This window comes from Streptomyces sp. NPDC026301 (assembly GCF_055567935.1).
In genome coordinates, this window is record NZ_JBVHPN010000004.1 from 370709 (window position 1) to 397504 (window position 26796).

18 protein-coding genes are annotated in these 26796 nt (G+C 71.2%); 8 read left to right on the plus strand and 10 right to left on the minus strand.

Annotated features, from left to right (window positions below; all coding sequences use genetic code 11):
• Positions 1–64 precede the first annotated feature (64 nt).
• Entirely contained in the window at positions 65–1462 is a 1398-nt protein-coding gene (locus ACZ4MH_RS09550; protein ID WP_351588771.1) for a cation:dicarboxylate symporter family transporter, read from the plus strand.
• Positions 1463–1501: 39 nt separating this feature from the next.
• Here ACZ4MH_RS09550 and ACZ4MH_RS09555 read toward each other — a convergent pair whose 3' ends face one another.
• On the minus strand, positions 1502–3010 hold the full coding sequence (locus ACZ4MH_RS09555; RefSeq protein WP_351588774.1) for a Gfo/Idh/MocA family protein: 1509 nt from the start codon (positions 3008–3010) through the stop codon (positions 1502–1504).
• A 277-nt stretch (positions 3011–3287) separates the two neighbouring features.
• Here ACZ4MH_RS09555 and ACZ4MH_RS09560 point away from each other — a divergent pair, with 277 nt between their 5' ends.
• The gene (locus tag ACZ4MH_RS09560) at positions 3288–4667 is read left to right on the plus strand and encodes an alpha-amylase (protein WP_351588776.1); all 1380 of its coding nucleotides are present in this window, start codon (positions 3288–3290) and stop codon (positions 4665–4667) included.
• A 31-nt stretch (positions 4668–4698) separates the two neighbouring features.
• Here ACZ4MH_RS09560 and ACZ4MH_RS09565 read toward each other — a convergent pair whose 3' ends face one another.
• Positions 4699–7641: an FAD-binding and (Fe-S)-binding domain-containing protein gene (locus ACZ4MH_RS09565; protein ID WP_351588779.1), complete on the minus strand. Its 2943-nt coding sequence runs from the start codon at positions 7639–7641 to the stop codon at positions 4699–4701.
• A 28-nt stretch (positions 7642–7669) separates the two neighbouring features.
• Entirely contained in the window at positions 7670–8050 is a 381-nt protein-coding gene (locus ACZ4MH_RS09570; protein WP_351588826.1) for a MarR family winged helix-turn-helix transcriptional regulator, read from the minus strand.
• Positions 8051–8353: 303 nt separating this feature from the next.
• Between ACZ4MH_RS09570 and ACZ4MH_RS09575 the strand changes: the two genes are divergently transcribed.
• Positions 8354–10255 carry an ABC transporter ATP-binding protein gene (locus tag ACZ4MH_RS09575; RefSeq protein ID WP_351588782.1) on the plus strand — a complete coding sequence of 634 codons (1902 nt, stop codon included), beginning with the start codon at positions 8354–8356 and terminating at the stop codon, positions 10253–10255.
• Positions 10256–10334: 79 nt separating this feature from the next.
• Here ACZ4MH_RS09575 and lacZ read toward each other — a convergent pair whose 3' ends face one another.
• From lacZ to ACZ4MH_RS09595, 4 genes are all read right to left on the minus strand, one after another.
• A complete protein-coding gene (gene lacZ, locus ACZ4MH_RS09580; RefSeq protein WP_351588785.1) occupies positions 10335–13523 on the minus strand; it encodes a beta-galactosidase, LacZ type in 3189 nt (1062 codons plus the stop codon).
• Between the two features lie 94 nt (positions 13524–13617).
• Positions 13618–14277: a LutC/YkgG family protein gene (locus ACZ4MH_RS09585; protein WP_351588788.1), complete on the minus strand. Its 660-nt coding sequence runs from the start codon at positions 14275–14277 to the stop codon at positions 13618–13620.
• A complete protein-coding gene (locus tag ACZ4MH_RS09590; protein WP_351588791.1) occupies positions 14274–15770 on the minus strand; it encodes a lactate utilization protein B in 1497 nt (498 codons plus the stop codon). The genes ACZ4MH_RS09585 and ACZ4MH_RS09590 overlap by 4 nt, the downstream gene beginning before the upstream one ends.
• A 41-nt stretch (positions 15771–15811) precedes the next feature.
• Positions 15812–16564, minus strand: a complete 753-nt coding sequence (locus ACZ4MH_RS09595; RefSeq protein WP_351588794.1) for a (Fe-S)-binding protein — start codon at positions 16562–16564, stop codon at positions 15812–15814.
• A gap of 144 nt (positions 16565–16708) precedes the next feature.
• Between ACZ4MH_RS09595 and ACZ4MH_RS09600 the strand changes: the two genes are divergently transcribed.
• The 3 genes from ACZ4MH_RS09600 to ACZ4MH_RS09610 all read left to right on the plus strand — a co-directional run bounded on the left by ACZ4MH_RS09600 (position 16709) and on the right by ACZ4MH_RS09610 (position 21174).
• On the plus strand, positions 16709–17992 hold the full coding sequence (locus ACZ4MH_RS09600) for an MFS transporter (RefSeq protein ID WP_351588829.1): 1284 nt from the start codon (positions 16709–16711) through the stop codon (positions 17990–17992).
• Positions 17993–18150: 158 nt separating this feature from the next.
• Positions 18151–20415, plus strand: a complete 2265-nt coding sequence (locus ACZ4MH_RS09605; protein ID WP_351588797.1) for an ATP-binding protein — start codon at positions 18151–18153, stop codon at positions 20413–20415.
• A gap of 156 nt (positions 20416–20571) precedes the next feature.
• Positions 20572–21174, plus strand: coding sequence for an ALF repeat-containing protein (locus ACZ4MH_RS09610; RefSeq protein WP_351588800.1), 603 nt, complete (start codon positions 20572–20574; stop codon positions 21172–21174).
• Between the two features lie 381 nt (positions 21175–21555).
• On the opposite strand, the gene ACZ4MH_RS09615 is transcribed toward ACZ4MH_RS09610, so the two are convergent.
• On the minus strand, positions 21556–22626 hold the full coding sequence (locus tag ACZ4MH_RS09615) for a type I phosphomannose isomerase catalytic subunit (protein ID WP_351588803.1): 1071 nt from the start codon (positions 22624–22626) through the stop codon (positions 21556–21558).
• Between the two features lie 286 nt (positions 22627–22912).
• Between ACZ4MH_RS09615 and ACZ4MH_RS09620 the strand changes: the two genes are divergently transcribed.
• Positions 22913–24040, plus strand: coding sequence for an acyltransferase family protein (locus tag ACZ4MH_RS09620; RefSeq protein WP_351588805.1), 1128 nt, complete (start codon positions 22913–22915; stop codon positions 24038–24040).
• Between the two features lie 16 nt (positions 24041–24056).
• Here ACZ4MH_RS09620 and ACZ4MH_RS09625 read toward each other — a convergent pair whose 3' ends face one another.
• Positions 24057–24647, minus strand: a complete 591-nt coding sequence (locus tag ACZ4MH_RS09625) for a TetR/AcrR family transcriptional regulator (RefSeq protein ID WP_351588807.1) — start codon at positions 24645–24647, stop codon at positions 24057–24059.
• 136 nt (positions 24648–24783) lie between these two features.
• Here ACZ4MH_RS09625 and ACZ4MH_RS09630 point away from each other — a divergent pair, with 136 nt between their 5' ends.
• Positions 24784–25515, plus strand: coding sequence for an SDR family oxidoreductase (locus ACZ4MH_RS09630; RefSeq protein WP_351588810.1), 732 nt, complete (start codon positions 24784–24786; stop codon positions 25513–25515).
• Between the two features lie 73 nt (positions 25516–25588).
• On the opposite strand, the gene ACZ4MH_RS09635 is transcribed toward ACZ4MH_RS09630, so the two are convergent.
• The gene (locus ACZ4MH_RS09635) at positions 25589–26701 is read right to left on the minus strand and encodes an ABC transporter substrate-binding protein (RefSeq protein WP_351588813.1); all 1113 of its coding nucleotides are present in this window, start codon (positions 26699–26701) and stop codon (positions 25589–25591) included.
• Positions 26702–26796: the final 95 nt, after the last annotated feature.

Genomic DNA, 26796 nt, shown 5'->3' on the forward strand with positions numbered 1-26796 from the left:
GAATCCGTCCTAGGGAGTGCCCGTGCCGCACGCCACCGGATCGCTCGCTCGCCGAGCAGGCCGCATGCTGCGCACCAGTCTGTTCACGCAGGTCCTCGTCGCCCTGCTCATCGGAGTCCTCGTCGGACGGCTGTGGCCGCAGTTCGGCTCGGCCGTCCAGCCGCTCGGCGACGGCTTCGTCCGCCTCATCAAGGCGATGATCGCCCCGCTCGTCTTCTGCGTCGTCGTCGCCGGCATCACCAAGGCCGGTGACCTGCGGGCCTTCGGGCGGATCGGCCTCAAGGCGCTGATCTGGTTCGAGGTGGCGACCACACTCGCGCTCGTCATCGGCCTGCTCGCCGGCAACGTCTTCGGGCCCGGTACGGGCATGCACGTCGACCCGGCGTCGCTCGACCAGGGCGCCGTGGACGCCAAGACCGGGGGCGGGCACCTGCCGTCCACCGCGCAGTTCATCCTGGAGTCGCTGCCGGACAGCGCGGTCGGGGCGTTCGCGGAGAACTCGCTGCTCCAGGTCCTCGTGCTGTCCTGCCTGGTGGGCGCGGCACTGCTGCACCTCGGGCAGACGAAGGTGCCGCAGATCCTGCCGTTCATCGAGCAGGCGCAGGAGGTCGTCTTCACGATCGTCGGCTACATCATGCGACTCGCGCCGCTCGCCGTCTTCGGGGCGACCGCGCACCTCGTGGGGGAGTACGGCCTCGGCGCGATGACGACGTACGCGAAGCTGATCGCGGTCTGTTACGGCGTCGCGCTGGCCTTCCTCGTGCTGCTGGGGCTCGCGCTCAAGGCCGTCACGGGGCTCAGCCTGTGGAAGTTCGTCCGCTACACCCGCGAGGAGCTGCTGCTGGCGCTGGGCACGGGCTCCAGCGAGACGGTGATGCCGCGCATGATGCAGAAGCTGCGCGCCGCGGGCTGCCGGGACGACGCGGTCGGGCTGGTCCTGCCGACCGGTTACTCCTTCAACCTCGACGGCGCGTCGATCTACCTCTCCATCGGCACGCTCTTCATCGCGCAGGCCGTGGGTGTCGATCTGTCGATAGGTCAGCAAATCACCGTTGTGCTGATCCTGATGCTGACCAGTAAGGGAATGGCGGGCGTACCCGGTTCGGCGTTCCTGGCGCTGTCGGCGACCGCGTCCGCGCTGGGCGTCATCCCCGCGGCGGCGGTGGCGCTGCTGCTCGGCGTCGACCGGATCATGGACTCGATGCGGGTCGTCACCAACCTGCTCGGCAACTGTGTCGCGGTCTTCGCGGTCTCCCGCTGGGAGGGCGCCCTGGACCGCGTGACGGCGAAGAAGGTCCTCAACGGGGAGGCGCCCGCCGCGCCCGCCACCTCCACGTCGCCCGCCACGTCCGCCGCGCCCGCCACCTCCGCAGCACACGCCACCTCCACGTCGCCCGCCGCACCCGATGCCCCCGCCGCCGCAGCGAAGCCCGTCCCCGCCGACGCGCCCGTCGAGAAGTGACCTCCCGGGGCCCGGCGCAAGGCCGGGCCCCGCCGGCCGTCACGCCGTGGGCTTCTCCGAATCCATCCCCGGCCGTGCCTTCTTCCAGTCGCCGCGCGTGAAGTCCGGGATCTCCAGCGGCATGCCGTGCGCCTTGATCGACAGGTCGCTCAGCGGTACGGGCGCGGTCCAGGTCGCCGCGTCGTACACGTCGAAGTCCGGTACCAGGCCCAGGTGCAGGCACTGGGTCAGCCGGAAGACCAGCATGTAGTCCATGCCGCCGTGCCCGCCGGGCGGGTTGGCGTGCTCCTTCCAGAGCCAGTGGTCCCACTCGGTGTACGCGCCGAAGTCGCCCCACTCGTCGTTGCTGTGGTCCGGCTCGATGTAGATCCGCTCCGGGTAGTCCTCGAAGACGCCCTTCGTGCCGCCGAGGCTGTTGATGCGGCTGTAGGGGTGCGGGGTGGAGACGTCGTGCTCCAGGCGGATCACGCGGCCCTTGGCCGTTTGCACGAGGGAGAGCGTCCGGTCGCTCTCGATGTACGTCTCCTTCCAGCTCGGGTCGCCGGCCGGCATGTGCTCCTTGCGGTACGCGGCCAGGCCCAGCGAGGGCGTGCCGAAGCTGGAGATCCGTACCGCCCGGTCGCCGCGGTTGACGTCCATGTAGTTGGCGACCGGCCCGAACCCGTGGTTGGGGTACAGATCGCCGCGCAGCCGGGTGTGCCACAGCCGCCGCCACGGGCCCTCGTAGTAGTCCGGGTCGAACATCAGGCCGCGCAGGTCGTGGTTGTAGGCGCCGGCGCCGTGCAGCAGGTCGCCGAAGAGGCCCGCGTGCGCCATCCGCAGCACCCGCATTTCGTTCCGCCCGTAGCAGCAGTTCTCCAGCTGCAAACAGTGCTTACGGGTCTGCTCGGAGAGGTCGACGAGCTCCCACAGCTCCTCCAGCCGGAGCGCTATCGGACACTCGACGCCCACATGCTTGCCGTTGAGCATGGCCGTCTTCGCCATCTCGAAGTGCCAGTCCCAGGGCGTGGCGACGTACACGAAGTCGATGTCGCCGCGCTTGCAGAGGTTCTCGAAGTCGTGGTCGCCCTTGGTGTAGACGGCGGGGGCCGGCTGACCGGCGTCGGTGACCTTCTTCGCGGCCTTGGCGGTCTTCTCCTTGACCGGGTCGCAGACCGCCACGACGCGGGTGTTCGGCACGGCGAGGAAGAGGTCGATCATGGAGCCGCCGCGATTGCCGAGGCCGACGATGCCGACGCGTACGGTGCTGCGCCCCTCGAAGGGCACGCCGATCATCGTCTTGCCGCGCCGCTTCGGCGCCGCGGCGGTGTCGGCGGCGCCGACTGCGGAGCCGGCCGCCGAAGGCGTCGCCGCCGACGCCGTGCCCGCGGCCATTCCGGCGAGTCCGAGCCCGGTGCCCGCGGCGCCCGCGGTCCACAGCACCGAACGGCGGCTCGGGCCGGACCCGTCGGCCGTGCCGCCGTGGCCGGCCGTGCCGGCGCCGCCGTGCTCGTCGTGCTGGTCGTGCTCGTTGTGCCGGTCGTGAGGCTCAGGTCGTGCGTCGTGCATGGGTCCTCCCGGGGTGCGGATGGTGCGCGGCGAATACGTCCAAGCTCGAAGAGGACCCTGGTGGTTGAGACCACTGGGCCACAAGAGGGCTCTTTGGACTCCTGGGGTGAGTTCTTGGACTCTTCTCTTGCGCAAGCTCCTGGAAATTCTTGCGTAACGCCTTGACGTGTTCACTTCGTAAAGGCAGGCTCCCTCGCGGAATCCCCCCACGGCGGCCCGGCGCGTGGCTGCCTTCGTGGACGCGTCCCCCACCGCGTCGGTATGCAGAAGGAGCCGCATGTTGCACCAACGATCCCGGATAATCGGTGGCACGCTGGCCGGCGTGCTCGTCGCCGCCGGCCTCGCGACCCTCGCGCCCTGGCAGTCCCAGGCCACCCCGCCCGGCGAGAAGACCGTCACCGCCACGCTGTTCGAGCGGCCGTACGCGGACGTCGCCAAGGCCTGCACCGACCAGCTCGGCCCGGCCGGTTACGGCTACGTCGAGGTCTCGCCCGCCTCGGAGCACATCAAGGGCGACCAGTGGTGGACGTCGTACCAGCCGGTGAGTTACAAGATCGCGGGCCGGCTCGGCGACCGGGACGCCTTCGCCGCCATGACCGCCGCCTGCCACAAGGCCGGCGTCAAGGTCATCGCCGACGCCGTCATCAACCACATGTCCTCCGGGTCCGGCACGGGCACCGGCGGCACGCAGTACACGAAGTACAACTACCCGGGGTACTTCCAGGACCAGGACTTCCACGCCTGCCGCAAGGACATCTCCGACTACGGCAACCGCGACAACGTGCAGACCTGTGAACTGGTGGGCCTGGCGGACCTGGACACCGGCAGCGACGCCGTCCGCACCACCATCGCCAAGTACCTCGACGACCTGCGCTCGCTCGGCGCCGACGGCTTCCGCGTCGACGCCGCGAAGCACATGGCGGCCGACGACATGGCCGCGATCAAGGGAAAGATGAGCGACCCGGGTTTCTGGGTCTCCGAAGTCATCTACGGGGGCGGCGAGGCGGTCAAGCCGGAGGAGTACACGGGGATCGGCGACGTCGACGAGTTCCGTTACGGGGGCCACCTCAAGAGCGCCTTCCAAGGGGGCAGCATCGCCCAGTTGAAGTCCGTCGCCGACGGCAAGCTCAGCAGCGGGTCGGCACGTACCTTTGTCGACAACTGGGACACCGAGCGTAACGGCTCGACGCTCACGTACAAGGACGGCGCGGCGTACACGCTCGCGAATGTCTTCATGCTCGCCTCGCCCTACGGCTCGCCCAACGTCTTCTCCGGCTACGAGTGGTCCGACAAGGACGCGGGCCCGCCCAGCGGCGCCGACGGCTGGACGGACATGCACGCGAAGCGGGAGATCACCGGCCTGGTCGGGTTCCGCAACGCGGTCGGCGACGCCAAGTTGACCGACTGGTGGGACAACGGGTCCAGCGCGATCGCCTTCGGCCGCGGCGACAAGGGCTTCGTCGCCCTCAACGCAGGCGACGGCGAGCTGTCCGAGACCTTCGCGACGTCACTGCCCACCGGTACGTACTGCAATGTCGCAAAGGCCGCGCCGGACTCCTGTGACGGCAACACCGTCACGGTCGGCGACGATGGCAAGGCCAAGCTGACCGTGCCCGCCAAGGGGGCGGTGGCCCTGCACGTAGGTGCCGAGGCCTGACCCCTCCCGTACGCCGCGCGCGGTCCGCCCCTCAGGCGGGCCGCGTCGCGCGTTCCAGTTCCAGCAGCACCGAGTAGTAGCCGCGGCCCTCCGTCGCGTGGTCCATGCCCACCTCGCACATGCGGTTCGCCGACAGGTGCGCGTCGAAGTGACGGGACGTCACCTCGGCCGCCTCCCGGGCTGTCGCCGCCTCGGTCAGCTCCTTGTGCAGCATCCCGCGGTCGCCGGCGAAGGCGCAGCAGCCCGCGTCGTCCGGTACCACGACCTCCTGGGCGCACGCCTCGGCGACCGTACGGAGCTGCGCCTCGTCACCCAGGTGGCGCATCGAACAAGTGGGATGCAGCACCGCGGAGTCCACGGTCCGCACCACCTCCAGGTGCGGCAGCAGCTCCTCGGCCGCCCAGACGACGGAGTCCACGACGGTCAGCTCGGCGTGCAGCTGCTTGTTGTCCTCGGTGAGGTACGGGACGACCTCGTGGGCGATGCCGAGGGTGCATGAGGACGCGTCGACAACCAGGGGCAGGCGGCCGCCGGCGGTCCAGCCCCAGGCCGCCTCCACGATCCGGTTCGCCATTACGGCGTTGCCCTCGTCGTAGCCCTTGGAGTGCCAGATCGTGGCGCAGCAGGTGCCCGCGACGTCCCCGGGGATCCACACCGGCTTGCCGGCCCGCCGGGAGACGGCGACGACGGCCTCGGGGAGGGAGGGGCCTTCGTACCCGTCCGGTTCACCGAAGATCCGGTTGACGCACGCCGGGTAGTAGACCGCGACCGCGTCCTGCTTACGGGTGGGCGGCAGCCGGCGCGCCGCCGCGCCCGGGAGTTCGGGCAGCCACCGCGGCACGAGATCCGGCCGTACGGCCTTGCGGGCGGCGTCCGTCACGGTCTCCAGCAGCCGGTCGCCGAGCCGGTCGCCGATCCGCTCGGCCGCCGCGACCGCGAGCCGCGCCGACGCCTCGACCGCCTTGAAGCGCTTGGCGGCGAGCGCGGCGGCCTTCTCCTCGCGCGGGGAGTGCCGGCGGTGCCGGAAGTCCTTCATCATCGCGCCGGTGTCGATGCCGACCGGGCACGCCAGTTTGCAGGTCGAGTCGCCCGCGCAGGTGTCGACCGCGTCGTATCCGTACGCGTCCAGGAGCGCGCCGGTGACCGGGGAGTCGGGGTGCTGGCGCATCATCTCGCGGCGCAGCACGATGCGCTGGCGGGGCGTGGTGGTGAGGTCGCGGCTGGGGCAGACCGGCTCGCAGAAACCGCACTCGATGCAGGGGTCGGCGACCGCCTCGACCTCGGGGATGGTCTTCAGACCGCGGAGATGGGCCTTGGGATCGCGGTCCAGGACGACGCGCGGGGCGAGGATGCCGTGCGGGTCGAACAGGTCCTTGATCCGCCACATCAGGTCCGTCGCGCGCGGTCCCCACTCCAGCTCCAGGAAGGGCGCGATGTTGCGTCCGGTGGCGTGCTCGGCCTTGAGCGAGCCGTCGAAGCGCTCCACGGTCATCCGGCAGAAGTCGTCCATGAACGCCGCGTAGCGCGCCACGTCCGCGGGTTTCGCGGCGTCGAACGCGAGGAGGAAGTGCAGGTTGCCGTGGGCGGCGTGGCCGGCGACGGCGGCGTCGAAGCCGTGCCGGGCCTGCAGCTCCAGCAGCGCCGTACAGGCGTCCGCGAGCTGTGCGGGCGGTACGGCGAAGTCCTCGGTGAGCAGCGTCGTACCGGAGGGCCGGGAGCCGCCGACCGCGGTGACGAACGCCTTGCGGGCCTTCCAGTAGCCCGCGATCGTGCCGGGGTCGCGGGTGAATTCGTTGGTGACGGATTCGACCGGCGCGACCAGTTCGAGGTCGCTCAGCACCTGTTGGGCGGCCTCTTCGTACGCTGCCCGACGTTCTTCGTCCGGGGCGCGGAACTCCACGAGCAGCGCGGTCGTTTCCGTGGGGAGTGCCGCCCAGTCGGCGGGTACTCCGGCGACGCGGACCGAGGCGCGCAGCGTGTTGCCGTCCATCAGCTCCACGGCGAGCGCGCCCGCTTCGTTGAACCGCGGGACGGCGGCGGCCGCGGCCCGCAGATCGGGGAAGAAGAGCAATGCGGTGGAGGTGCAGCGGTCCAGGGGCAGGGTGTCGAATACCGTCTCGGCGATGAAGCCGAGCGTGCCCTGCGACCCGACGATCAGGCCGCGCAGGATCTCGACGGGGGTGGCGCCGTCGAGGAAGGCGTCGAGCCGGTAGCCGTTGGTGTTCTTGAGCTCGTACTTGGCGCGGATGCGGGCGACCAGCTCGGGGTCCGCCTCGATCTCCGCCTTCAGGGCCAGCAGTCCTTCGCAGAGCGCCGGCTCCGCGTGCGCCAGCTCCTCGTCGGCGGCCGGGTCGGCGGTGTCCACGACCGTGCCTGACGGCAGCACGACCGTGGCGGAGGCCAGCGTGCGGTAGGAGTTCCGGGTGGTGCCGGCCGTCATGCCGGAGGCGTTGTTGGCGACGACGCCGCCGACGGTGCAGGCGATGGCGCTGGCCGGGTCGGGGCCGAGCAGCCGGCCGTGCCGGGCGAGCGTGGTGTTGGCCCGGACGACGGTCGTCCCCGGGCCGATGCGGGCCCGCTCGCCGTCGCCCAGTACCTCGATGCCTGCCCAGTGGCGGCGCACGTCGACGAGGATGTCCTCGCCCTGTGCCTGGCCGTTGAGGGAGGTGCCGGCGGCGCGCAGGACGACCTCGCGGCCGTGGCCGTGCGCGTAGGAGAAGACCGCCGAGACGTCGTCGATGTCCTCGGCGAGCACGACCACCTGCGGGACGAAGCGGTAGGGACTCGCGTCCGAGGCGTACTTCACCAGGTCGGAGAGGCCGTGCAGCACCTTCTCCGGGCCGAGCAGGGCGATCAGGTCGCCGCGCAGTGGCTCGGGCGTGCCGGACGCCTGCGCGTCGGCCACCCGGTCGACGGCCGGTCCCTCGGTCGTGGCGGGCCGCAGTGCGGTCGGCTCCGGCTCCAGCAACGGCATGGCGTCTCCTCGTCAGCGGGCCATCGGTTCAGCAGCGCCGCCCCGGCTCGTCGACCAGGGTGGACAGCAGCCCGCCGAGCAGCTCGCGCTGGTCGGCGGTCAATGGAGCCAGGATGTCCTCCGCGGCGGCCCGGCGCGCGCTCCGCAGCGCCCCGAGTGTCGTCCGGCCGGTCTCGGTCAGCTCGATGCGTACGACGCGGCGGTTGGCCGGGTCCGGTACCCGGCGTACGGCGTCCGCCGCCTCCAGCGCGTCCACGAGGGTGGTGATCGCGCGCGGCACGACGTCCAGGCGCGCCGCCAGGTCGGCCATCCGGGGCGGAGTGTCGCAGTGCGCCACGATGCGCAGCAGCCGGGACTGCGCGGGGGTGAGGGCGAGCGGTTCGAGGTGCCGCTTCTGCGCGCGGTGCATCCGCCGGGTCAGCCGTACCAGCTGTTCGGCGAGGTCGGTGTCGGGGGCGGAGCGCGCGGTGCTCGTGCCGGTGCTCGTGCCGGCTTGGGCGCCGGTGCCGGAGCCGGTGGGGGAGCCGGGACCGGGGCCGGTTTGGGGCGAGGACATGCCGGGAGGTTATCAGGACATGGCTCATTGTGAGTATAGGTAACAATGGACTACGCTCGGCTGTCGCCGGGCCCGGCACGGGCCGCCGCAACCCCTGAAGCTGCCCGTCGGCCGCTCGGCAGCCGCCCGTCGGCCTCGACCCTTCGAAGGAGCTCATTGCGTCCCGACACCCTTGACTGGACCCCGCCGCCCAAGGAGGAGCAGCAGCCCGTCCAGCTGCGGCGGATCCTCCGCCTCTTCCGCCCCTACCGCGGCCGGCTGGCCCTGGTGGGCCTGCTGGTGGCCGCCGCCTCGCTGGTCTCCGTCGCCTCGCCGTTCCTGCTGCGCGCGGTCCTCGACGTGGCGATCCCGGAGCGGCGCACCGGACTGCTGAGCCTGCTCGCCCTCGGCATGATCGCCACCGCCGTGATGAACAGCGTCTTCGGCGTGCTGCAGACGCTGATCTCCACCACCGTGGGCCAGCGCGTCATGCACGACCTGCGGACCGGCGTCTACGCCAAGCTGCAGCGGATGCCGCTGGCGTTCTTCACCCGTACGCGCACCGGCGAGGTGCAGTCCCGCATCGCCAACGACATCGGCGGCATGCAGGCCACCGTCACGTCCACCGCGACCTCGCTGGTCTCCAACCTCACGAGCGTGATCGCCACTGTCGTGGCCATGCTCGCCCTGGACTGGCGGCTCACCCTCGTCTCCCTTCTGCTGCTCCCGCTGTTCGTCTGGGTCAGCCGCCGGGTCGGCAACGAGCGCAAGCGGATCACCACCCAGCGGCAGAAGCAGATGGCCACGATGTCCGCGATGGTCACCGAATCGCTCTCCGTCTCCGGCATCCTGCTCGGCCGCACGATGGGCCGCGCCGACTCGCTCACCGAGAACTTCACCAAGGAATCCGAACGACTGGTCGGCCTGGAGATCCGCGCCAACATGGCGGGCCGCTGGCGGATGGCCACGATCGGCATCGTCATGGCCGCGATGCCCGCGGTGATCTACTGGGCGGCGGGAATGGTCCTCCAGTTCGGTGGCCCGGTCTTCTCCATCGGCACGCTCGTCGCCTTCGTCTCGCTCCAGCAGGGCCTGCTGCGCCCGACCGTCTCGCTGCTCACCACCGGCGTGCAGATGCAGACCTCGCTCGCGCTCTTCCAGCGCATCTTCGAATACCTCGACCTGCCGGTGGCCATTACCGAGCCCGAGAAGCCGGTGCGGCTTGCGGCGCCCCGCGGCGAGGTCCGCTTCGAGGACGTCACCTTCGCGTACGACCCGGCCGCCGCGCCCACCCTGACCGGCATCGACCTGACCGTCCCGGCCGGCGGCAGCCTCGCCGTGGTCGGCCCCACCGGCAGCGGCAAGTCCACGCTCAGCTACCTGGTGCCGCGGCTGTACGACGTGACCGGCGGCCGGGTGACGCTGGACGGTACGGACGTCCGCGAGCTGGACTTCGACACGCTCGCCCGTTCGGTGGGCGTGGTCTCCCAGGAGACATACCTCTTCCACGCCTCCGTCGCCGACAACCTGCGCTTCGCCACGCCCGACGCGACCGACGAGGAGATCGTCCGCGCCGCGCGGGCCGCCCAGATCCACGACCACATCGCCGCCCTGCCCGACGGCTACGACACCCTCGTGGGCGAGCGCGGCTACCGCTTCTCCGGCGGCGAGAAGCAGCGCCTCGCCATCGCCCGGACCATCCTGCGCGACCCGCCGGTGCTGGTACTGGACGAGGCCACCAGCGCGCTGGACACCCGTACCGAGCACGCCGTCCAGCAGGCCATCGACGAGCTGTCGGCGGGCCGCACGACGATCACCATCGCGCACCGGCTCTCCACCGTCCGCGACGCCGACCAGATCGTCGTCCTGGACGCGGGCCGGATCGCCGAGCGCGGCACGCACAACGAACTGCTGGCCGCCGACGGCCGGTACGCCGCCCTCGTACGGCGGGACGAGCGCGCCGCGTCGGACAAGGCGCGGAACGACGGTGCGGGGGCGGACCCGGACCGGACTCCGGCGGCTCCGGAAAAGCCGACGGCTCCGGAAAAGCCCGTGGCCCAGCCCCAGCCGGCCCCTTAGCCTGCGGGCCGTGCCCGAGCACGATGCCCTCCCCCTGCCCGCGTAACGGGTCCCGCGGGGAAGGGCACCGCCGGTCCCGTTACGCGGGCGTCAGCCGGTACGCGTACGTGTACTCGCGGTCGGCGTGCAGCAGGTACTGCTCCAGTGGGGGCGCGCCCCAGGAGTCGTTGCCGCCGACGCCCATCTGGCGGTGATTGACGCCGAGCATCGTCTCGGGCCGGCGCTTCAGCTCGTACGGATGGCGCGGCCCGTCCAGATCGTGCGGCGTGTAGTGGAGCGCACTGATCTCCAGCAGCGGCGCGTCGTCGCCCGGCTCGGCGCGCACGGTCAGGCCCGCGCCGTCCCGGTCGGTGAGCGAGGCGTGCCGGACGTCCACCACGTTGCCCGTCTGCTGCGGCCGGATGTACGGGCCGTACTGGTCGTCCACCGAGGAGCGGTAGCTGCCGACGAACGCGGCGGTGCGCCGGTCCTGGTAGTTCTCCTGCGGCCCGCGGCCGTACCACGACAGCGTCTCGAAGCCGGCCGGGACGGTGAGAAGGGCGCCGACCATCGGCAGGTCGGGGAGGCCGGCGCCCGGCTTCAGGGTGTGCGCGACGCGGACCTCGCCGTCGCCGCGCACGGTGAAGACCGTGCGCCAGGTGGAGGCGGCGGGGGAGGTGGGCAGGGTGGCGGTGACCTCGATGGTGACCTCGGAGGCCGAGGGCTGCGCCGCCTTCACGGAGTCGACCGTCCGCTTCGTGCCCGCGTCGCGCCACGTCCGAAGCGACTTCTGGGCGCCGCGGCCGATGTCGTTGTCGGTCGGCCCCCGCCAGAAGTTGGGGACCGGGCCGCCGGCCAACAGGGTCCGGCCGCGGTAGCGGTAGGCGGACAGCGTGCCGGTCGACTTGTCGACGACGACCTCCACGTCCTTGCCGCTGACCGTCACCGCCTTGTCGGTCTCGGAGACCTTGAGGGCGGGGAGCGCGGAGGCCGGGGGATCGGCCGGGGCCTTCGCGTGCCAGGGCAGCGCCAGTTGCTCGGCGGCGACGCTGTGTCCGGCGTCCGCCCACCGGGTGCCGCGGCGCAGCACGAAGGAGAGGTTCAGCCAGTACTCGGCGCCGGGCTCGGGCCGCGCCGGACGCCGGTACGGAATGCGTACGGTGCCGTCCTGGCCCGGCTTGATCTGCGGCGCGGGGAGCGTGCCCTGCTGGATGCGCTCCCCGTTACGCGTGACCTCCCAGCGCAGCTCGTACGCGTCCAGGCCGAGGAAGAGCTGCTTGTTGGTGACCTTCACGGTGCCGGAGGCCAGGTCGGCCGCGGCCATCCGGACGGCCTGGTAGCACTTCTTGACCTCGTGGATCGCCGGATGCGGCACGCGGTCCGAGGAGACGATGCCGTTGCAGCTGAAGTTGCCGTCGGTGGGGTAGCCGGGCTTCCAGTCGCCGCCGTAGGAGAGGTATGTGCGCTTGCGGTCGCCGGGGACCGGGAGCCGGATGGCCTGGTCGACGAAGTCCCAGATGAAGCCGCCGTGCAGGTTCGGGTAGCGCTCGAAGATGTCCCAGTACTCGCGGAAGTTGCCGGTGCTGTTGCCCATGGAGTGCGCGTACTCGCACAGAATGAACGGCTTCGGATTGCCGGACTTGCCGTACTTCTCGACGTCGGCCGGCTTGGTGTACATCTGGCTCTCCATGTCGGCCACGGAGCTCATGCCTTCGTAGTGGACGGGCCGCGAGGAGTCCCGGCCGTGCGTCCACTCCGCCATCGCCTTGAAGTTGTCGCCCTGGCCGGCCTCGTTGCCCAGCGACCAGACGACGATCGAGGGGTGGTTCTTGTCGTGCTCGACCATCGTGCGCATCCGGTCGAGGCAGGCGTCGGTCCATTCCGGCAGGCTCGCCGGGAGCTTGTCGCGCACGCCGTGCGACTCCAGGTTCGCCTCGCCGACGACGTAGAGCCCGTACTCGTCGCACAGCTCCAGCCAGCGCGTGGAGTTCGGGTAGTGCGAGGTGCGCACCGCGTTGACGTTGTGCTGCTTCATGATGCGGATGTCCTCGATCATCCGCTGCTCGGGGACGGCCTGGCCGTGGTCCGGGTCGGACTCATGGCGGTTGACCCCGCGGAAGACGATCGGCACGCCGTTGACGGTGAACTTCCCCGGTTCGCACACGACCGAACGGAAACCGACACGGGTGCGCTGGATGTCAACGGCCTTGCCGTCGGGCCCGGTGAGGGTGACGACGAGGGTGTAGAGGTTCGGGTCCTCGGCGGACCACAGGGCGGGGGCCTTCACGGCGGCCTCCGGCGCGACCGTGACCTCCGCGCCCTCGCCGAACCGCACGTCAGCGGTGAGCGGCTTGGCCAGTACCGGCTTGCCCTGCGCGTCGTACAGCACCGCCGAGAGCCGGTGGTCGCCGGGCGCCGCCGAGCCCCCGTTGCGTACGGTCGCCGACACCTTCAGCGTCGCGTCCCGGTAGGCGGCGTCGAGGTCGGTGTGCACGAAGAGGTCGTGCAGATGCACCTGTGGGACGGAGTACAGATACACCTCGCGGAAGATCCCGGACAGGTCGATCATGTCCTGGTCCTCCAGCCAGCTGCCGTCGGACCACCGGTAGACCTCGACGGCCAGGCTGTTCTCGCCGGGCTTGAGCCTGCTGGTGATGTCGAACTCGGCGGGGGTGTAGCTGTCCTCGCTGTAGCCCACCTTCTCGCCGTTGACCCACACGAAGAACGCGGACTTCACGCCCTGGAAGGAGAGCAGGGTGCGGCGGCCGTCCCAGTCCTTGGGGACGGTGAACGTACGGCGGTAGGAGCCGACCGGGTTGAAGTCGTGCGGGACCTGCGGCGGCTGCGGGTCCTCGTAGCCGACCCAGGGGTACTTGATGTTGAGGTAGATCGGCTCCGGGTAGCCCTCGATCTCCCAGTTGGAGGGAACGGTGATGCGGTCCCAGGAGCCGTCGTCGAAGCCGGGGGCGTGGAAGCCCGTGGGGCGCTCGTCGGGGTTCTTGGACCAGTGGAAGCGCCACGTGCCGTTCAGGGAGCGGTGGTACGGCGATCTGGAGACCTCGCCGGCGAGCGCGGCCGCCGCGCTCGCGAACGGGATCAGGCGCGGGCGGGCGGGCTCACGGTTGACCTGGAACGTGCGGGGCGCGCCGTTCCACTCCTCGCCCGCCGTCGCCGTGGCCCGTCCGGCCACGGCGGCGAAGGCACCTTTCTGCGCGCTGAAGGCGGCCCAGCCGGCCAGGGCTGTGCCGGTGGCGAGGAACGACCGGCGGCTGAAACGACGCGACGACATGCGACAGCTCCGAACGTAAGGCAACAGGAAGCATCAGGATCGAACGCAATCCGTCCGTAACACAAGCCTCACGCACGCCATTTCGCTCAGAAAGTCACTCGGACCCCCGCCGTGACGTCAACAGGACCACCTCCAGCGTCCGCGGCCCGTGCACGCCCTCCACCCGGTCCAGCTCGATGTCGCTCGTCGCGGACGGGCCGGAGATCCAGGTCAGCGGGCGCTGCGGGGCCAGCCGCTCCAACGCCTGCGGCACCGACGCCACGACCTGCTCCGGCACCCGTACGACACAGATGTGATGGTCCGGCACGAGCGTGATGCGGCGGCGCCCCTGGTCCGGGCCCGCGTCCAGCACGATCGTGCCGGTCTCGGCGATGGCAACGGCGCAGCCCGTCACCACGCTGTCCACCGCGTCCAGCTCGCCGGGCGTCGTCTCCGGCGCGTCCGGCACCACTTCCAGGTCACAGGCCGCCAGCCACTCCGGTGGCAGCCCCGCCGGCGCCACCACCGACCGCGAGCCCCGCTCGCCCAGCAGATGCGCGAGCAGGCCCGGCAGCCCGGCGTCGTCGATGTCGTGCACGATCGCGCGGTAGTCCGCGAGGTTCTCCGCCAGCAGCCGTACGGTGTCCGCCGCGGGCCGATCGCCGTGCGCCCGCAGATAGTCCCTCGGCACCGCGGTCTCCTCGGGCCCCGCGGCGCGCGGCACGTCCGCCAGCGCCCGGCGCACCCGCGCCAACACCACATCCCGGCTGCTCACTTACCGTCCTCCTCGCGTCCGTCGCCGCGCTCTACGCGTCGGGTGCGCTGCCACCAGTCCCGGAACGACTCCGTCGGCACCGGGGGCAGGTCGCGGGTGTCGGTCCAGGCGCGCGCCGGGCCCGGCAGCCGCCGCGGATGCAGCTTCCGAGTGCGGGCCGCCAGCCGCTGGCCCGCGCGCAGCACACCGGGCCGGTCGAACACGAAGCCCGCGGCACGCATGGCGGCGCGCTCCGCCGCGTGCCCCTTCGCCGGCTGGATCACCGTCCGCATCCCGTGCCGGGTGACCCGGCCGCCTTCGACCACCCGCTCCCGCAAGTGCACCAGCACCTCCGGGATGTCGATCGCCACCGGGCAGACCTCGTAACAGGCCCCGCACAGCGACGACGCGTACGGCAGGGAGGCGTCCAGCGCGCTCGCCGTGCCGCGCAGCTGCGGCGTCAGGATCGCGCCGATCGGCCCCGGGTAGGCCGAGCCGTAGGCGTGCCCGCCGGCCCGCTCGTACACCGGGCAGACGTTGAGACAGGCCGAGCACCGGATGCAGCGCAGCGCCTGCCGGCCGACCGTGTCCGCGAGGGTGTCCGTCCGCCCGTTGTCCAGCAGGACCAGATGAAACGTCTGCGGGCCGTCACCGTCGGTGGTGCCGGTCCACATCGAGGTGTACGGGTTCATCCGCTCGGCCGTGGACGAGCGCGGCAGCAGCTGCAGGAAGACCTCCAGGTCCTGCCAACTGGGCACGACCTTCTCGATGCCGACGACCGAGATCAGCGTTTCCGGGAGCGTCAGGCACATCCGGCCGTTGCCCTCGGACTCCACGACCACCAGCGTCCCGGTCTCCGCGACCATGAAGTTGGCGCCGGAGATGCCGACCTTCGCGCGCAGGAACTTCTCCCGGAGGTGCAGCCGGGCCGCCTCCGCCAGCTCCGTCGGCCGGTCGCTGAGCCCGTCCGGCGCCGGCCGCCCCCAATTGCCCATCTCGGAGCGGAAGATGTCGCGGATCTCGGAGCGGTTGCGGTGGATCGCCGGGACCAGGATGTGCGACGGGCGGTCCTTGCCGAGCTGCACGATCAGCTCCGCGAGGTCCGTCTCGTACGCGCTGATGCCGGCCTCGGCCAGCGCCTCGTTGAGCCCGATCTCCTGCGTCGCCATCGACTTGACCTTGACGACCTCGCGCTCCCCGGTGGCCCGCACGAGCCGCGTCACGATGCGGTTGGCCTCCGCCGCGTCGGCCGCCCAGTGCACCTGGCCGCCCGCCGCGGTCACCGCCTCCTCCAGCCGCTCCAGATAGTGGTCCAGGTGGCGCAGCGTGCGGTCCTTGATCGCACGCCCCGCCGCGCGCAACTGCGCCCAGTCCGCCAGCTCGCCGACCGCCTTGGCGCGCTTGTCCCGGATGGTGTGCGTGGCGTACTGGAGATTGGCGCGCAGGCGGGTGTCGCGGGTGGAGCGGGCGGCGGCCGCCGGAAAGGCGGGCATACCCAGTTCGGTGACGCTCACAGCACGCTCCCTTTCCGCCGCAGGTCCTTCGCCCGTCCCCGTCACAGCACGTCCCCTTCCGTACTCGCCAGGATCTCCGCGAGATGGACTGGACGGACCGACGATCCCTGGCGGGAGAGCATCCCGCCGATGTGCATCAGACAGGAGTTGTCGACGGTGCAGACCGCCGCCGCGCCGGTCTCCCGGATGTGCCGGGTCTTGTCGGCACCCATCGCGGCGGAGACGGCCGGATTCTTGACCGTGAACGTGCCGCCGAAGCCGCAGCACTCCTCGGCACCCTCCAGCTCCCGCAGCTCCAGGCCCTTCACGTGCGACAGCAGGGCGCGCGGCCGGTCGCCGAGCCCCAGCATCCGCAGGCCGTGGCAGGTCGGGTGGTAGGTGACCGCGTGCGGGTAGTACGCACCCACGTCCGTCACCTTCAACACGTCGACCAGGAACTCCGTCAGCTCGTACGTCTTGGGCACGGCTTCCGCCGCCGCCTCGGCGAGCGCCCGGCCGCGCCCCTCCGCCGCGGCCTTCTCGCCGAGCCGCGGATAGTTGTCCCGCACCATCGCCGCGCACGACCCGGAGGGCACCACGACGTACTCGTAGTCCCGGAAGGCCCGCGCGTACCGCAGCGCGAGCGGCTCGGTGGCATGCCGGTAACCGGTGTTGAACTGCGGCTGCCCGCAGCAGCTCTGCTCGGCCGGGAAGCCGACCTCCACGCCCAGCCGTTCCAGGAGGGTGACCACCGCCCGGCCGGTCCGTGGGTACAGCGTGTCGTTGATGCAGGTGACGAAGAGCGCTACGCGCACGTTGCCATCTCCTTTCGGCCGCCGAATCGGCTGGCGGCCACCGGCCTCGCGGAGGCATGATCACCTGACGGCTCATCCTGCCCGAGCGGCAGGGCCACGTGAAGGACCCGGGAGCGGAGGCGCATGTCGAGCGCGGAGAACAAGATGGCGGACCGGCAGGCGGGGGAGACGCGCCCGGTGTCCGCGGTGCGGCAGCTCGCCGCGGCGTCCGTAGGCAATGCGGTCGAATGGTACGACTGGTACACATACACCTTCCTTGCCACGTACATCGCCGCGCAGATCTTTCCCAAGGGCGCGGCGAATTCGCTGGTGCCGTTGCTCTCGACGTTCGCGGTCTTCGCGGTGGGATTCTTCATGCGGCCCGTCGGCGGGCTGCTGATGGGCGCGGTCGCCGACCGGCGCGGGCGCCGTACGGCGCTGACGGTGACCATTCTGCTGATGGGCGGCAGCAGCCTGCTGGTGGGACTGACGCCGACGTACGCCGCCGCCGGGGTCCTCGCGCCGGTCATCCTCGTCCTGGCCCGACTGCTGCAAGGGCTGTCGGTGGGCGGTGAGTTCGCCGCGTCGACCACGTTCCTCGTGGAGTCGGCCGGGCCCGGGCGACGCGGACTCTTCTCCAGCTTCCAGTACGTCTCGACGACCATCGGGCAGCTCGTCGCGTCCGGCGTCGCGGCGCTGCTCGTCGCGGAACTCGCGCCCGCCACCATGGACAGCTGGGGCTGGCGAGTGCCGTTCGTGCTGGGCGCGCTGCTGAGTCTCGTGGGTTTCTGGGTCCGGCGCGGCGCGGAGGAGACGCGGAGCGAGGAGCAGGCGAAGGCGCCCCGCCCCGGCCTCTTCGAGGCGCTGCGCCGCCATCCGCGCGAGTCGCTGCTGATCTGCGGCATCACGGCGGGCGGCACGCTCGCGTACTACACGTGGACGTCGTACCTGCCGACGTACGCCGAGCTCAACGCCGGGGTGGAGAAGGCGGACGCGCTGCTGGCGGGCACCCTCTCGCTGACGTTCTTCGCCGTGCTCCAGCCCATCGCGGGCATGGTGTCCGACCGCTTCGGGCGCAAGCCGCTGCTGCTGACGTTCGGCATCGGCTTCGCCCTGCTGAGCGTGCCGCTGCTGCGCGCGCTGAACGACTCCTTCACCACGCTGCTGCTCGTGCAGTGCGCGGGCATGATCCTGCTGAGCGGCTTCACGGCCATCTCGGCGGCCGTGAACGCGGAGACGTTCCCGGCCCGGGTGCGCGCCGCGGGAATCGGCTTCCCCTACTCGCTCACCGTCGCCCTCTTCGGCGGCACGGCGCCCTACATCGGCACGCTGTTCAAGGACATGGGCCAGGCCGGCCTCTTCCCCGTGTACGTGGCCGTGCTGTGCCTGGTCTCCTCCGCCGTCTACCTCCGGCTCCCCGAGACGGCCCACCGCCCGCTGGAGCGGTGAGGATGCTGGGAATCGGCCCATGGTCCGCAGGAGCGTGCGACGTGCGAGGGTAGCGCGGAATTCTTGCCGTCGCGCTCAAACCGTGGAATCCGTGGGGGACTTGTACGTTACGGGAGGACACTGTCCCCGTGGCGCAATGGGAGTGGGCCAGGGGCAGTATGCGGCATGAGCCCACCGGTTTCGTCGGCCGTGCGGCAGAACTCGCCGCGGTCGGCCAGGCCGTCGCGCTGGCGCGGGTCATCACGCTGACCGGGCCCGGGGGAGTGGGCAAGACCCGTATCGCCCTGCGGGCCGCACAGCAGCTGAGCGTCGACTTCCCCGACGGCGTCACCGTCGCCGAGCTCAGTGGCCTGCGCGATGCGGAGTTTCTGCCGCACACCGTCGCCTCCGCGACGGGCCTGCCCGAGATCGTGGCCCAGTCGGCGATGGACCAGCTCATCGAGTACTTCGCGGACAAGCGGGCGCTGCTGGTGCTCGACACCTGCGAGCACCTCGTGGACGCCGTGGCGATGTTCGCCGACATCCTCGTCCACAGCTCGGCCCGGCTCGTCCTGCTGCTGACCAGCAGGCAGCCGGTGGCGCTGGCCGGCGAGTACGTACTGCCGGTAGGGCCGCTGCCCGAGCCGGACCCGGAGGCGACGGAGAGCACCAGCGACGTCGTGGCGCTGTTCGCCGCCCGCGCCAGGGCGGCCTGCCCCTCCTTCGTCGTCAGCGACGACAACCGTGCCGAGGTCGTCGCGCTCTGCCGCCGCGTCGACTGCATGCCGCTGGCCATCGAACTCGCCGCCGTGCGGCTGCGCACGCTCTCCCTGGAACAGATCCTGCGCCGCCTCGACGACCGCTTCCAGCTGCTGACGGGCGTACGGTCCGCGCAGGCCCGCCATCAGACGCTGCGCGCCACCATCGAGTGGAGCCATGACCTGTGCTCGCCGCACGAGCAGGAACTGTGGGCACGGCTGTCGGTCTTCGCGGGCGGCTTCACGCTGGCCGCGGTGGAGGAGGTCTGCTTCGGCGACGAGCTGGACGGCGCCGACGTGATCGACGTACTCCTCGCCCTGGTGGACAAGTCGGTGGTGCAGCGCGCCGACGGCGTCGAGGAGGACCGTTACCGGATGCTCGACACGCTCCGGGAGTACGGCGCCGAGCGGCTGCAGCGAAGCGGCCGTACCGACGATTACGCGCGGCGCCACCTGGACTTCTTCCTGCGGATGGCCACCCGCGCCGGCCAGGAGTGGCTGGGTGACGACCAGGTCCGGTGGGGGGAGCGGCTCGCCGCCGACCTCGACAACTTCCGGGCGGCCATGGACTGCGCCGTCGCGCGCCCCGGGGACGAGGCGGCGCTGCGGCTGGTGAACGGCCTGTGGGGGCTGTGGCTGGGCAAGAGCAGGCTGACGGAGGCCCGCCGCTGGACGGACAAGGCCCTCGCGGCCGAGCAGGAGGTGACGGCCGAGTACGGCAAGGCACTCTGGCACGGCTGCATGTACGGGCTGCTGCAGGCCGACACGGCGGCCCGCGAACTGGTCGGCCGCTGCCGGGCGGTCGCCGAGCAGCTGGACGACGACTTCCTGCGAGCCCGAACCGCGCTCATGGAGGCGTTCGACACGGCCCTGTGGGGGGACACGGACGAGGCACTCGCGCTGTACGAGCAGGCGAGAGAGCAGCTCGCGGCGGCGGACGACCTGTTTCTGCTGGCGGCCGGCCGCCCCGACACCGCGGCGATCCACGCCACGCGCGGCGATCACGCCCGGGCCCTGCAGGAGGTGGAGCAGGGGCTGCGGGCGCTGGAGCACATCCCCCAGGAGCGCTGGGTGCGGAACTATCTGCTGATCATGCAGGTGCTGTGCCTGTGGGCGGCGGGCGAGCCGGACCGCAGCCGCGAACTGGGCCAGTCCGTGCTGCCCTCCATCGTCGAGCAGGGCGAGACGATGGAGCTCGCCGCCGTGATGGAGTACCTGTCCTGGGTGGCCTGCACAAAAGGGGAGCACGCACTGGGCACCGTGCTGTTGGGCGGCGCGGGGGCCCTGTGGCGCAAGGTCGGCACGCTCCTGTGGTCCCAGCGGGGTCTGACGCGCCTGCACAACGACATCGAGCGCACGCTGATGCTCAGCCTGGGCGCCGAGCGTTTCACCGAAATGTACGCGCAGGGGGCGCGGCTTTCCGTCGAGGAGCTGGTGGACGTGGCCAGCGGACGCTCCCGCGGCCCCAAGGGCGCCGAGGACGGCAGCCCCCTCGGCCCCCTCACGGCGCGCGAGCGGCAGGTCGCCCGCCTGATCGCCGAGGGGCTCGCCAACCGCCAGATCGCCGAGCGGCTGGTCATCTCCAAGCGCACGGCGGATGCACACGTCGAACACATCCTCTCGAAGCTCGGCTTCAGCTCCCGCAATCAGGTCGCGGCGATGGTCGCGGGCCTGAAGGAGAAATGACCAGCGCCTTCCCACGCCCCACGGACCGGGCCCCATGCCGGACCCGGATGCTGTGGGCATGTGGCTACCGGAGCGTCCGGTGCTGGGGGATCATCTGCCTACCTGGCGTCATATCTGAATCTCATAACCCAAGTTCGAACACGGAGGCATATTTCCATGAGACCGACGCGTGCCGTTCTGCTCGTCGTGGCCACTGCCCTGACCCCGGCCCTCCTCTTCACCGCCCCGGCGTTCGCCGGCGGTTCGGCGCCGGCCCCGGTCGCCACCACCGCGGCGACCATGTCCGACACACCGGTGGACGAGATGTCGGAGGACGAACTGCGGGCCGCGATCGCCGCCATCCTGGCGGACGAGGACAGCGGCCGGGGGGTCGCCCGAGAGGCCAATGAGGCACTCAACGGCACCGTGGACGACATGCGCACCTTCTTGAAGACCGGCTACCGGCTGGCTCAGGCCGAGGACGACCGGGTCGCCATCGCCCGCATCCTCTACGGAGCAACGCAGAACAACGACAAGCGAGTTATCGAGGAGGCCAACAAGCTCCTCGACAACGGCTCCCCCGAAGAGATGCGCGCCTGGCTGGAGACCGGCTACCGGCTGGCCCAAGCCGAAGACGACGCCGTCTACACAGCTCGCCTGCTCGCGGACCCGAATATCAGTGATTCCCTGCGCGCCGCAGCCAACGCCGCCCTCGACGACGGCTCCCCGGAAACCCTGCGCCACTTCCGCGAGGTGGGGCAGTACGAGACTGCCGGTTAGGCGCAACGGCGGGCGCCGCTCCTCCCTGGGACGGGGAGGAGCGGCGCCCGGTCGTGCGGTTCTGTCAGACGAGCCAACCCACGAAGTGGACGACGCCGGCCAGCAGGTTGGTGAGGAAGTTCATCTCGTCGTTCTCCTTGTGCATGATGCGTTTCTGGGACACGCTCCCGCTCCGGAAAGGGACTTCGGCCGGAAGCGGCGCTGTAACGGTCTGCAGCCCGTCGCTTGCGCCCCGTAAGAATCGCCTGCCTCAGGCAACCAAGGAAAGCGCTTTGGCGGGTGATCACGCGTTCTGGGGAACAACCGCTCCCGTGTTCGCGTGTTCGGTGCCGGATGGGCGTCAGGCGCCGGGGGAGCCGCCAGCCCTCTAGCCCGCGCCCGCTAGCCCTCCAGGCCTTCGCCCAGCGCGGCGATCGCGGCCGGGTCGTGGTCCGCGGCGCGGAGCGGGGTGCGGACGTCCCGGTCGAGGTCGGGCAGGTAACCGAGCAGGACGTCCGCCGGGCCGTGGATCTCCACCCGCGCGAGCGCCGCGGGCAGCAGCAGCGTCTCGGCCCGCCCGAGCGGCTCGCTCCCCGTTCCGTACGCGATGGTCACCGCGGGCCCGGCGTTGCTCAGCACGACGGCGGTGTCGAACGAGCGGACCAGCGGTGTCCCTGTGTGCCGCGTCCGCCACCGCTCCAGCGCGAAGTACGGGCCCGCGCAGAGCATCCGGCCCTCGACGCCGTCGGGCGACGGCAGCCGCAGCCCCGGGTGGAACTCCGGCCGCGGCTCCGGCTTCCACTCGTCCAGCAGTGCCTCGATGTTCGCCCGCCACTCCGCCTCGTCCAGCGGCGAACCGTCCTCCATCCGGTGCCGCATCGCGTGCTGCTGCAGGTCCGAGGTCTGCTCGATCTCGTACACCAGCGTGTCGGGCCCGAAGCGGTGCAGCGTTCCCGCCGGTACGTACAGGGTGTCGCCCGCGCGGACCGGCAGCCGCCGCAGTACGGAGGCGAAGTCCTGGCAGAGCAGTGCCTGCCGCAGCCGCGCGCGGTCCACCCCTGGGTGCGCACCCGCGTACGCGGTGGCGCCGGGCGGGGCGTCGAGGATGTGCCACGCCTCGGTCTTGCCGTTCGGCTCGTCCTCCTTGCCGCGGGCCGCGGCGTCGTCGGGGTGGAGGTGGACCGGGAGCGGGCGGTGGCCGTCGATGAACTTGGTCAGCAGCGGGAAGCGGGGGCCGTGCCAGTCGCGCCCGACCAGCTCCGCCGGATGCTCCAGGGTCAAGTGGCGCAGGGTCCACCCGGCCAGCGCGCCGTTGCCGATCCGCGCGCTCTCCCCTTCCACGTCGCTGACCTCCCAGGTCTCGGCGACCGGCCCCTCGGGGAGCCCGCCGCGGCCGAGCCGGTCGGGGATGGCGCGGCCACCGAAGACGTGCTGCTTCACGGGCGTGGTCAGCCGCAGGGGGTACCAGTCCATGCGGCCAGTGTCACGCCCCGGCGGCCGCCCCGCACGGCCGGATGCCGTCCTCCGGGAAGCCGGGAAGCCGGGAAGCCGGGAAGCCGGGAAGCCGGGAAGCCGGGAAGCCGGGGCGCCGGGCGGCCCTCCGCCTCCACCTCCGTACGGCATTCGACGCCGCGCCCCATCGGCCCCTAGGGTCGTGCCCTACAACGTGTAGGAGGAGGGTGGGCCGTCCCGCTCACGGTGACCGGTGGAAGCGGTGGGGACAGCGGGAGGGTGCCGCGGTCATCGCTGAGGAGGTCACGTGGGACAGCGCTCGCCGGACATGCAGGGCACGGGACGCGATCCGTTCTTCGACAACGCCAAGCTGCTGGCCATGGTCCTGGTCGTGGCCGGGCACGCCTGGCAGCCGCTCAAGGACAGCCACGCCGTGTGGTCCGGGTACCTGTTCCTTTACATGTTCCACATGCCGCTGTTCATCGTGATCTCCGGCTACTTCTCGCGGAGCTTCGCCTTCAAGCCCGAGCAGGGCAAACGGCTGATCACCGGGGTCGCCGTGCCCTACCTCGTCTTCGAGGCCGCGTACACGCTCTACGGCAACGCCGTCGACGGCCGGCACAACGACCTCAGCCTGCTCTCCCCGTGGTACCTGACCTGGTTCCTCGCGGCGCTCTTCGTATGGCGGCTCACCGCCCCGGTGTGGCGCGCGCTGCGCTGGTACGTCGCGGTCGGCCTCGCCCTCGCCGTCGCGCTGATCGGCGCGGCCACCCCGTTGAGCGGCGTCCTCAACCTCGCCCGCGTCCTGCAGTTCCTGCCGTTCTTCGTGATCGGCCTCGTGCTGCGCCCCGAGCACTGGCAGCTGCTGCGGACGCGGTGGGTGCGGATCGCCTCGGTACCGGTGCTGGCGGGCGGCGCGGTGATGGCGTACTGGGCCAAGGGCCGGATGACCGCCCAGTGGGCCATGCACAACCACAGCTGGGAGGACCTGCACGTCTCCTGGCCGGTCGGGATGGCCATGACGCTGGCCACCACCGCCTGCTCGCTGGTCCTCGCGGTGGCGTTCCTGGCCTGGGTGCCGCGCCGCCGCACGTGGTTCACCCCGCTCGGCGCCGGCACCCTCTGTGCCTATCTGCTGCACGGCTTCTTCGTGCGCACCGCCGCCTGGAAGGGCTGGTTCGACGCGCCCTTCTGGCACACCCCGACCGGCGAACTGACCGTCACCGCCTTCGGCGTCGCCCTCGCGCTGGCGCTCACCTCGCCCCCGGTCCGCCGCTTCTTCCGCCCGGTGATGGAACCGAGGCTGGACTGGGCGTTCCGTCTGCCCGCGGCCGCGGCCGCGGCCGGCCGCCCCCGTTCGAGCCCCGTCCCGGACCGCTCGTCCGACGAGCCCCGCGTGCCGGCCGCGAGCCGGGGGAGCCGCACGCTTCGGTGACGTCCGGGTGCTGCGGTCAGTCCTCGGGAAGCCGCTGCGGTACGGCTTTCAGTCCGTCCAGGGTGAGGTCGAGGAGGCGTTCGGCTTGCTCTCGCTGCTCGGGCTCGGCCGAGGTGAGGGCGATGCCGGCGAGCGCGGCGAACATGTCGGTCGGGCTGATGTCGGACCGGATCGTCCCGGCGGCGGTACCGGCGTCCATGAGGGAGGAGAGGGCGGCCTGAATCATCTCGTGACTGTCGGCATAGGGGTTGGTTCCCGAAGCGACGACGGCGCGCAGGGCGTCGGCCATGCCGAGTTTGGCGGTGGCGTAGTCGATGAAGCGGCGAGTCCACGCGCGCAGGGCCTCGGACGGCGGCATCGCCGCGAGGAGGCCGGGGACGGCGTCGCACAGCATGGCCACTTCGTTGCGGTACGCCGCCTCGATCAGGGCCTCCCGGGTCGGGAAGTTGCGGTAGAGGGTGCCGGTTCCCACGCCCGCTTCTCTGGCGATGCGCTCGAAGTGCGCGTCGAGTCCCTCCTCGGTGAACACGCGCACCGCGGCGGCCAGGATCTTCTCCCGGTTGCGCTGCGCGTCAGCCCGCAACGGGCGTCCTGCGTCTCGGGCCATCAGCGGCTCTCTCCTCATCACCATTGCTAAGTGGAGGAGCCGCCACTTAGAGTCGGACGAAGTGGCGGCGCCTCCGCTTTCACTGTAGGGCATGGCCCTGGCCTGCCCTCATTCCTCTTCCGGAAGGACGCCCATCATGTCGGGAATCGAAGGCAAGGTCGTGGCGATCACGGGCGCCGGCAGCGGCATCGGCGAGGCGACCGCGCTTCTGCTCGCCGAGCGCGGCGCGAAGATCGTCCTCGGGGCACGCCGTCCGGAGCGTCTTGAGGCCCTGGCCGCCCGCATCGAAAAGGCCGGCGGTGAGGCCGCCTGGGCCCGTACGGATGTGACGCGACGCGGGGACCTCGCCGCCCTCGTCGAGCTGGCACGCGAGCGGTACGGCAAGCTCGACGTCCTCGTCAGCAATGCCGGGGTCGGTCTGCTCTCCCGCCTGGACGACCTGCGCGTCGAGGACTGGGAGGAGATGATCGACGTCAATCTCAAAGGGGTCCTGTACGGGATCGCCGCGGCCCTTCCCGTCTTCCGGGAGCAGGGCTTCGGGCACTTCATCAACACCGTGTCCACCGCCGGACTGCGCATCGTGCCGCTCCAGGCGGTGTACGCCGGTACGAAGAACGCCGTACGCACCATCTCCGAGGGTCTGCGCCAGGAGGCCGGCGACAGCCTGCGCGTGACGGTCGTCTCGCCCGGCGCCGTCCGCACGGACTTCACGGAGCGCATGGATCCGGCCGTGAAGGACCAGGCGGACAAGCTGCTGGAGATCGGTCTTTCGCCGGACGCGGTGGCCCGCGCCATCGCCTTCGCCATCGAGCAGCCGGACGGTGTCGATGTGGGCGACATCGTGGTGCGCCCCACCGCCCAGGGATAGATTGCGCAGCCACGCGGCCCACCCCCGAGGTCCGCCCCCGCGTCCCTGCCGTCGGCCCTTCGTGCTTTCTCTCTCAGCCGGTGTGCAGGGTCCGAAAGCGATCGGGTTCCGCCGGATCTCGATCGACGACTTGGATGGGCGTACTGGCCCATTGCCACACGCTGATGCCCGGCAGGCGGGAGAACCGGATCCGCCCGCGGGTGCCTTCGACCGCAACGCGCGGCCAGGATGCGGCAGTATGCGCCCGGTCCGTGCCGCGAGAACGCAGCACATCAGCGAGGACGGCGACCGTGTCGTAGCCCTCGAAGGCGACGAAGGAGGGCGCTTCGGCCAACTGCTCGCGGAGGGCCGTCTCGACCCGTGCGCCGAGTGGGCCGAGACGCTCGGGTAGATAGCGCAAGAACGGGATCGCGGCACTGTCGTCGCCCAGCGACGTCGCCCATTCGGCGAACTCCGGTTGCCCGGCCGGAGCACCGATCAGGATCCCGGCGAGGCGCTGGTCGCTGCGGACAGCCTTGACGATCGACACCGCCGGCTCCGGGTGGCCGACCAGAAGAAGGAGGGCTGTCGCGCGACTGTCGACGAGTGCGTCGCACGCGGCGGCGGGGGTGAGCGCGCTCATGTCGAGTGCGGTGACGGTGCCGCCGTGTGCGGCGAAATAGTCCCGCAGAATGCGGGTACCGGCTGCCCAGTAGACACTCGGCTGAGCTGCTACGGCGATGCGACGGTGGCCCGCGCCGAGGAGGAAGTCCGCGTAGACCTGCCAGCCGCGGGACTGCGGCGGGGCGAGGCGTGCGACCACATCCGTCGGCTGCTCGGTGAGCGCGTCTAGAACCGCTGAGGAGCAGAGGAAGGGCAGGCCGAGGGCGTCGGCCCTGGCGGCAGCGGCGCGAGCGACGACGCTGTGATACTCGCCCGCCAAGGCGGCCACGCCCAGGCGAGCCAATTCCTCCACGGCCGCCGCGGCCCGCTGCGGATCGGCCGCGGTGTCCCGGACCACCAGCTCGAGCGGTCTTCCGACGATCCCGCCGGCGTCGTTGACCTCGCGAACGCCCAACTCGAGCCCGGCGAGCAGGTGTTGGCCCGCCCCGACCCAGCCGGGCCGAGTCAGCGGAACGAGAGCGCCGATCCGGACGGACGATCCGTCGGTCCGCGCTTCGCCGGGCGGCGATGGTGGCGTATGCATGTGTGGGCGTCCTCCGTATGGCGATCCGGTTGCGGCTTGCCCGGACCGCAGAGTGGCAAAAGCCCGAACTCCCACGCCCCACGGCAGTTGGAGGG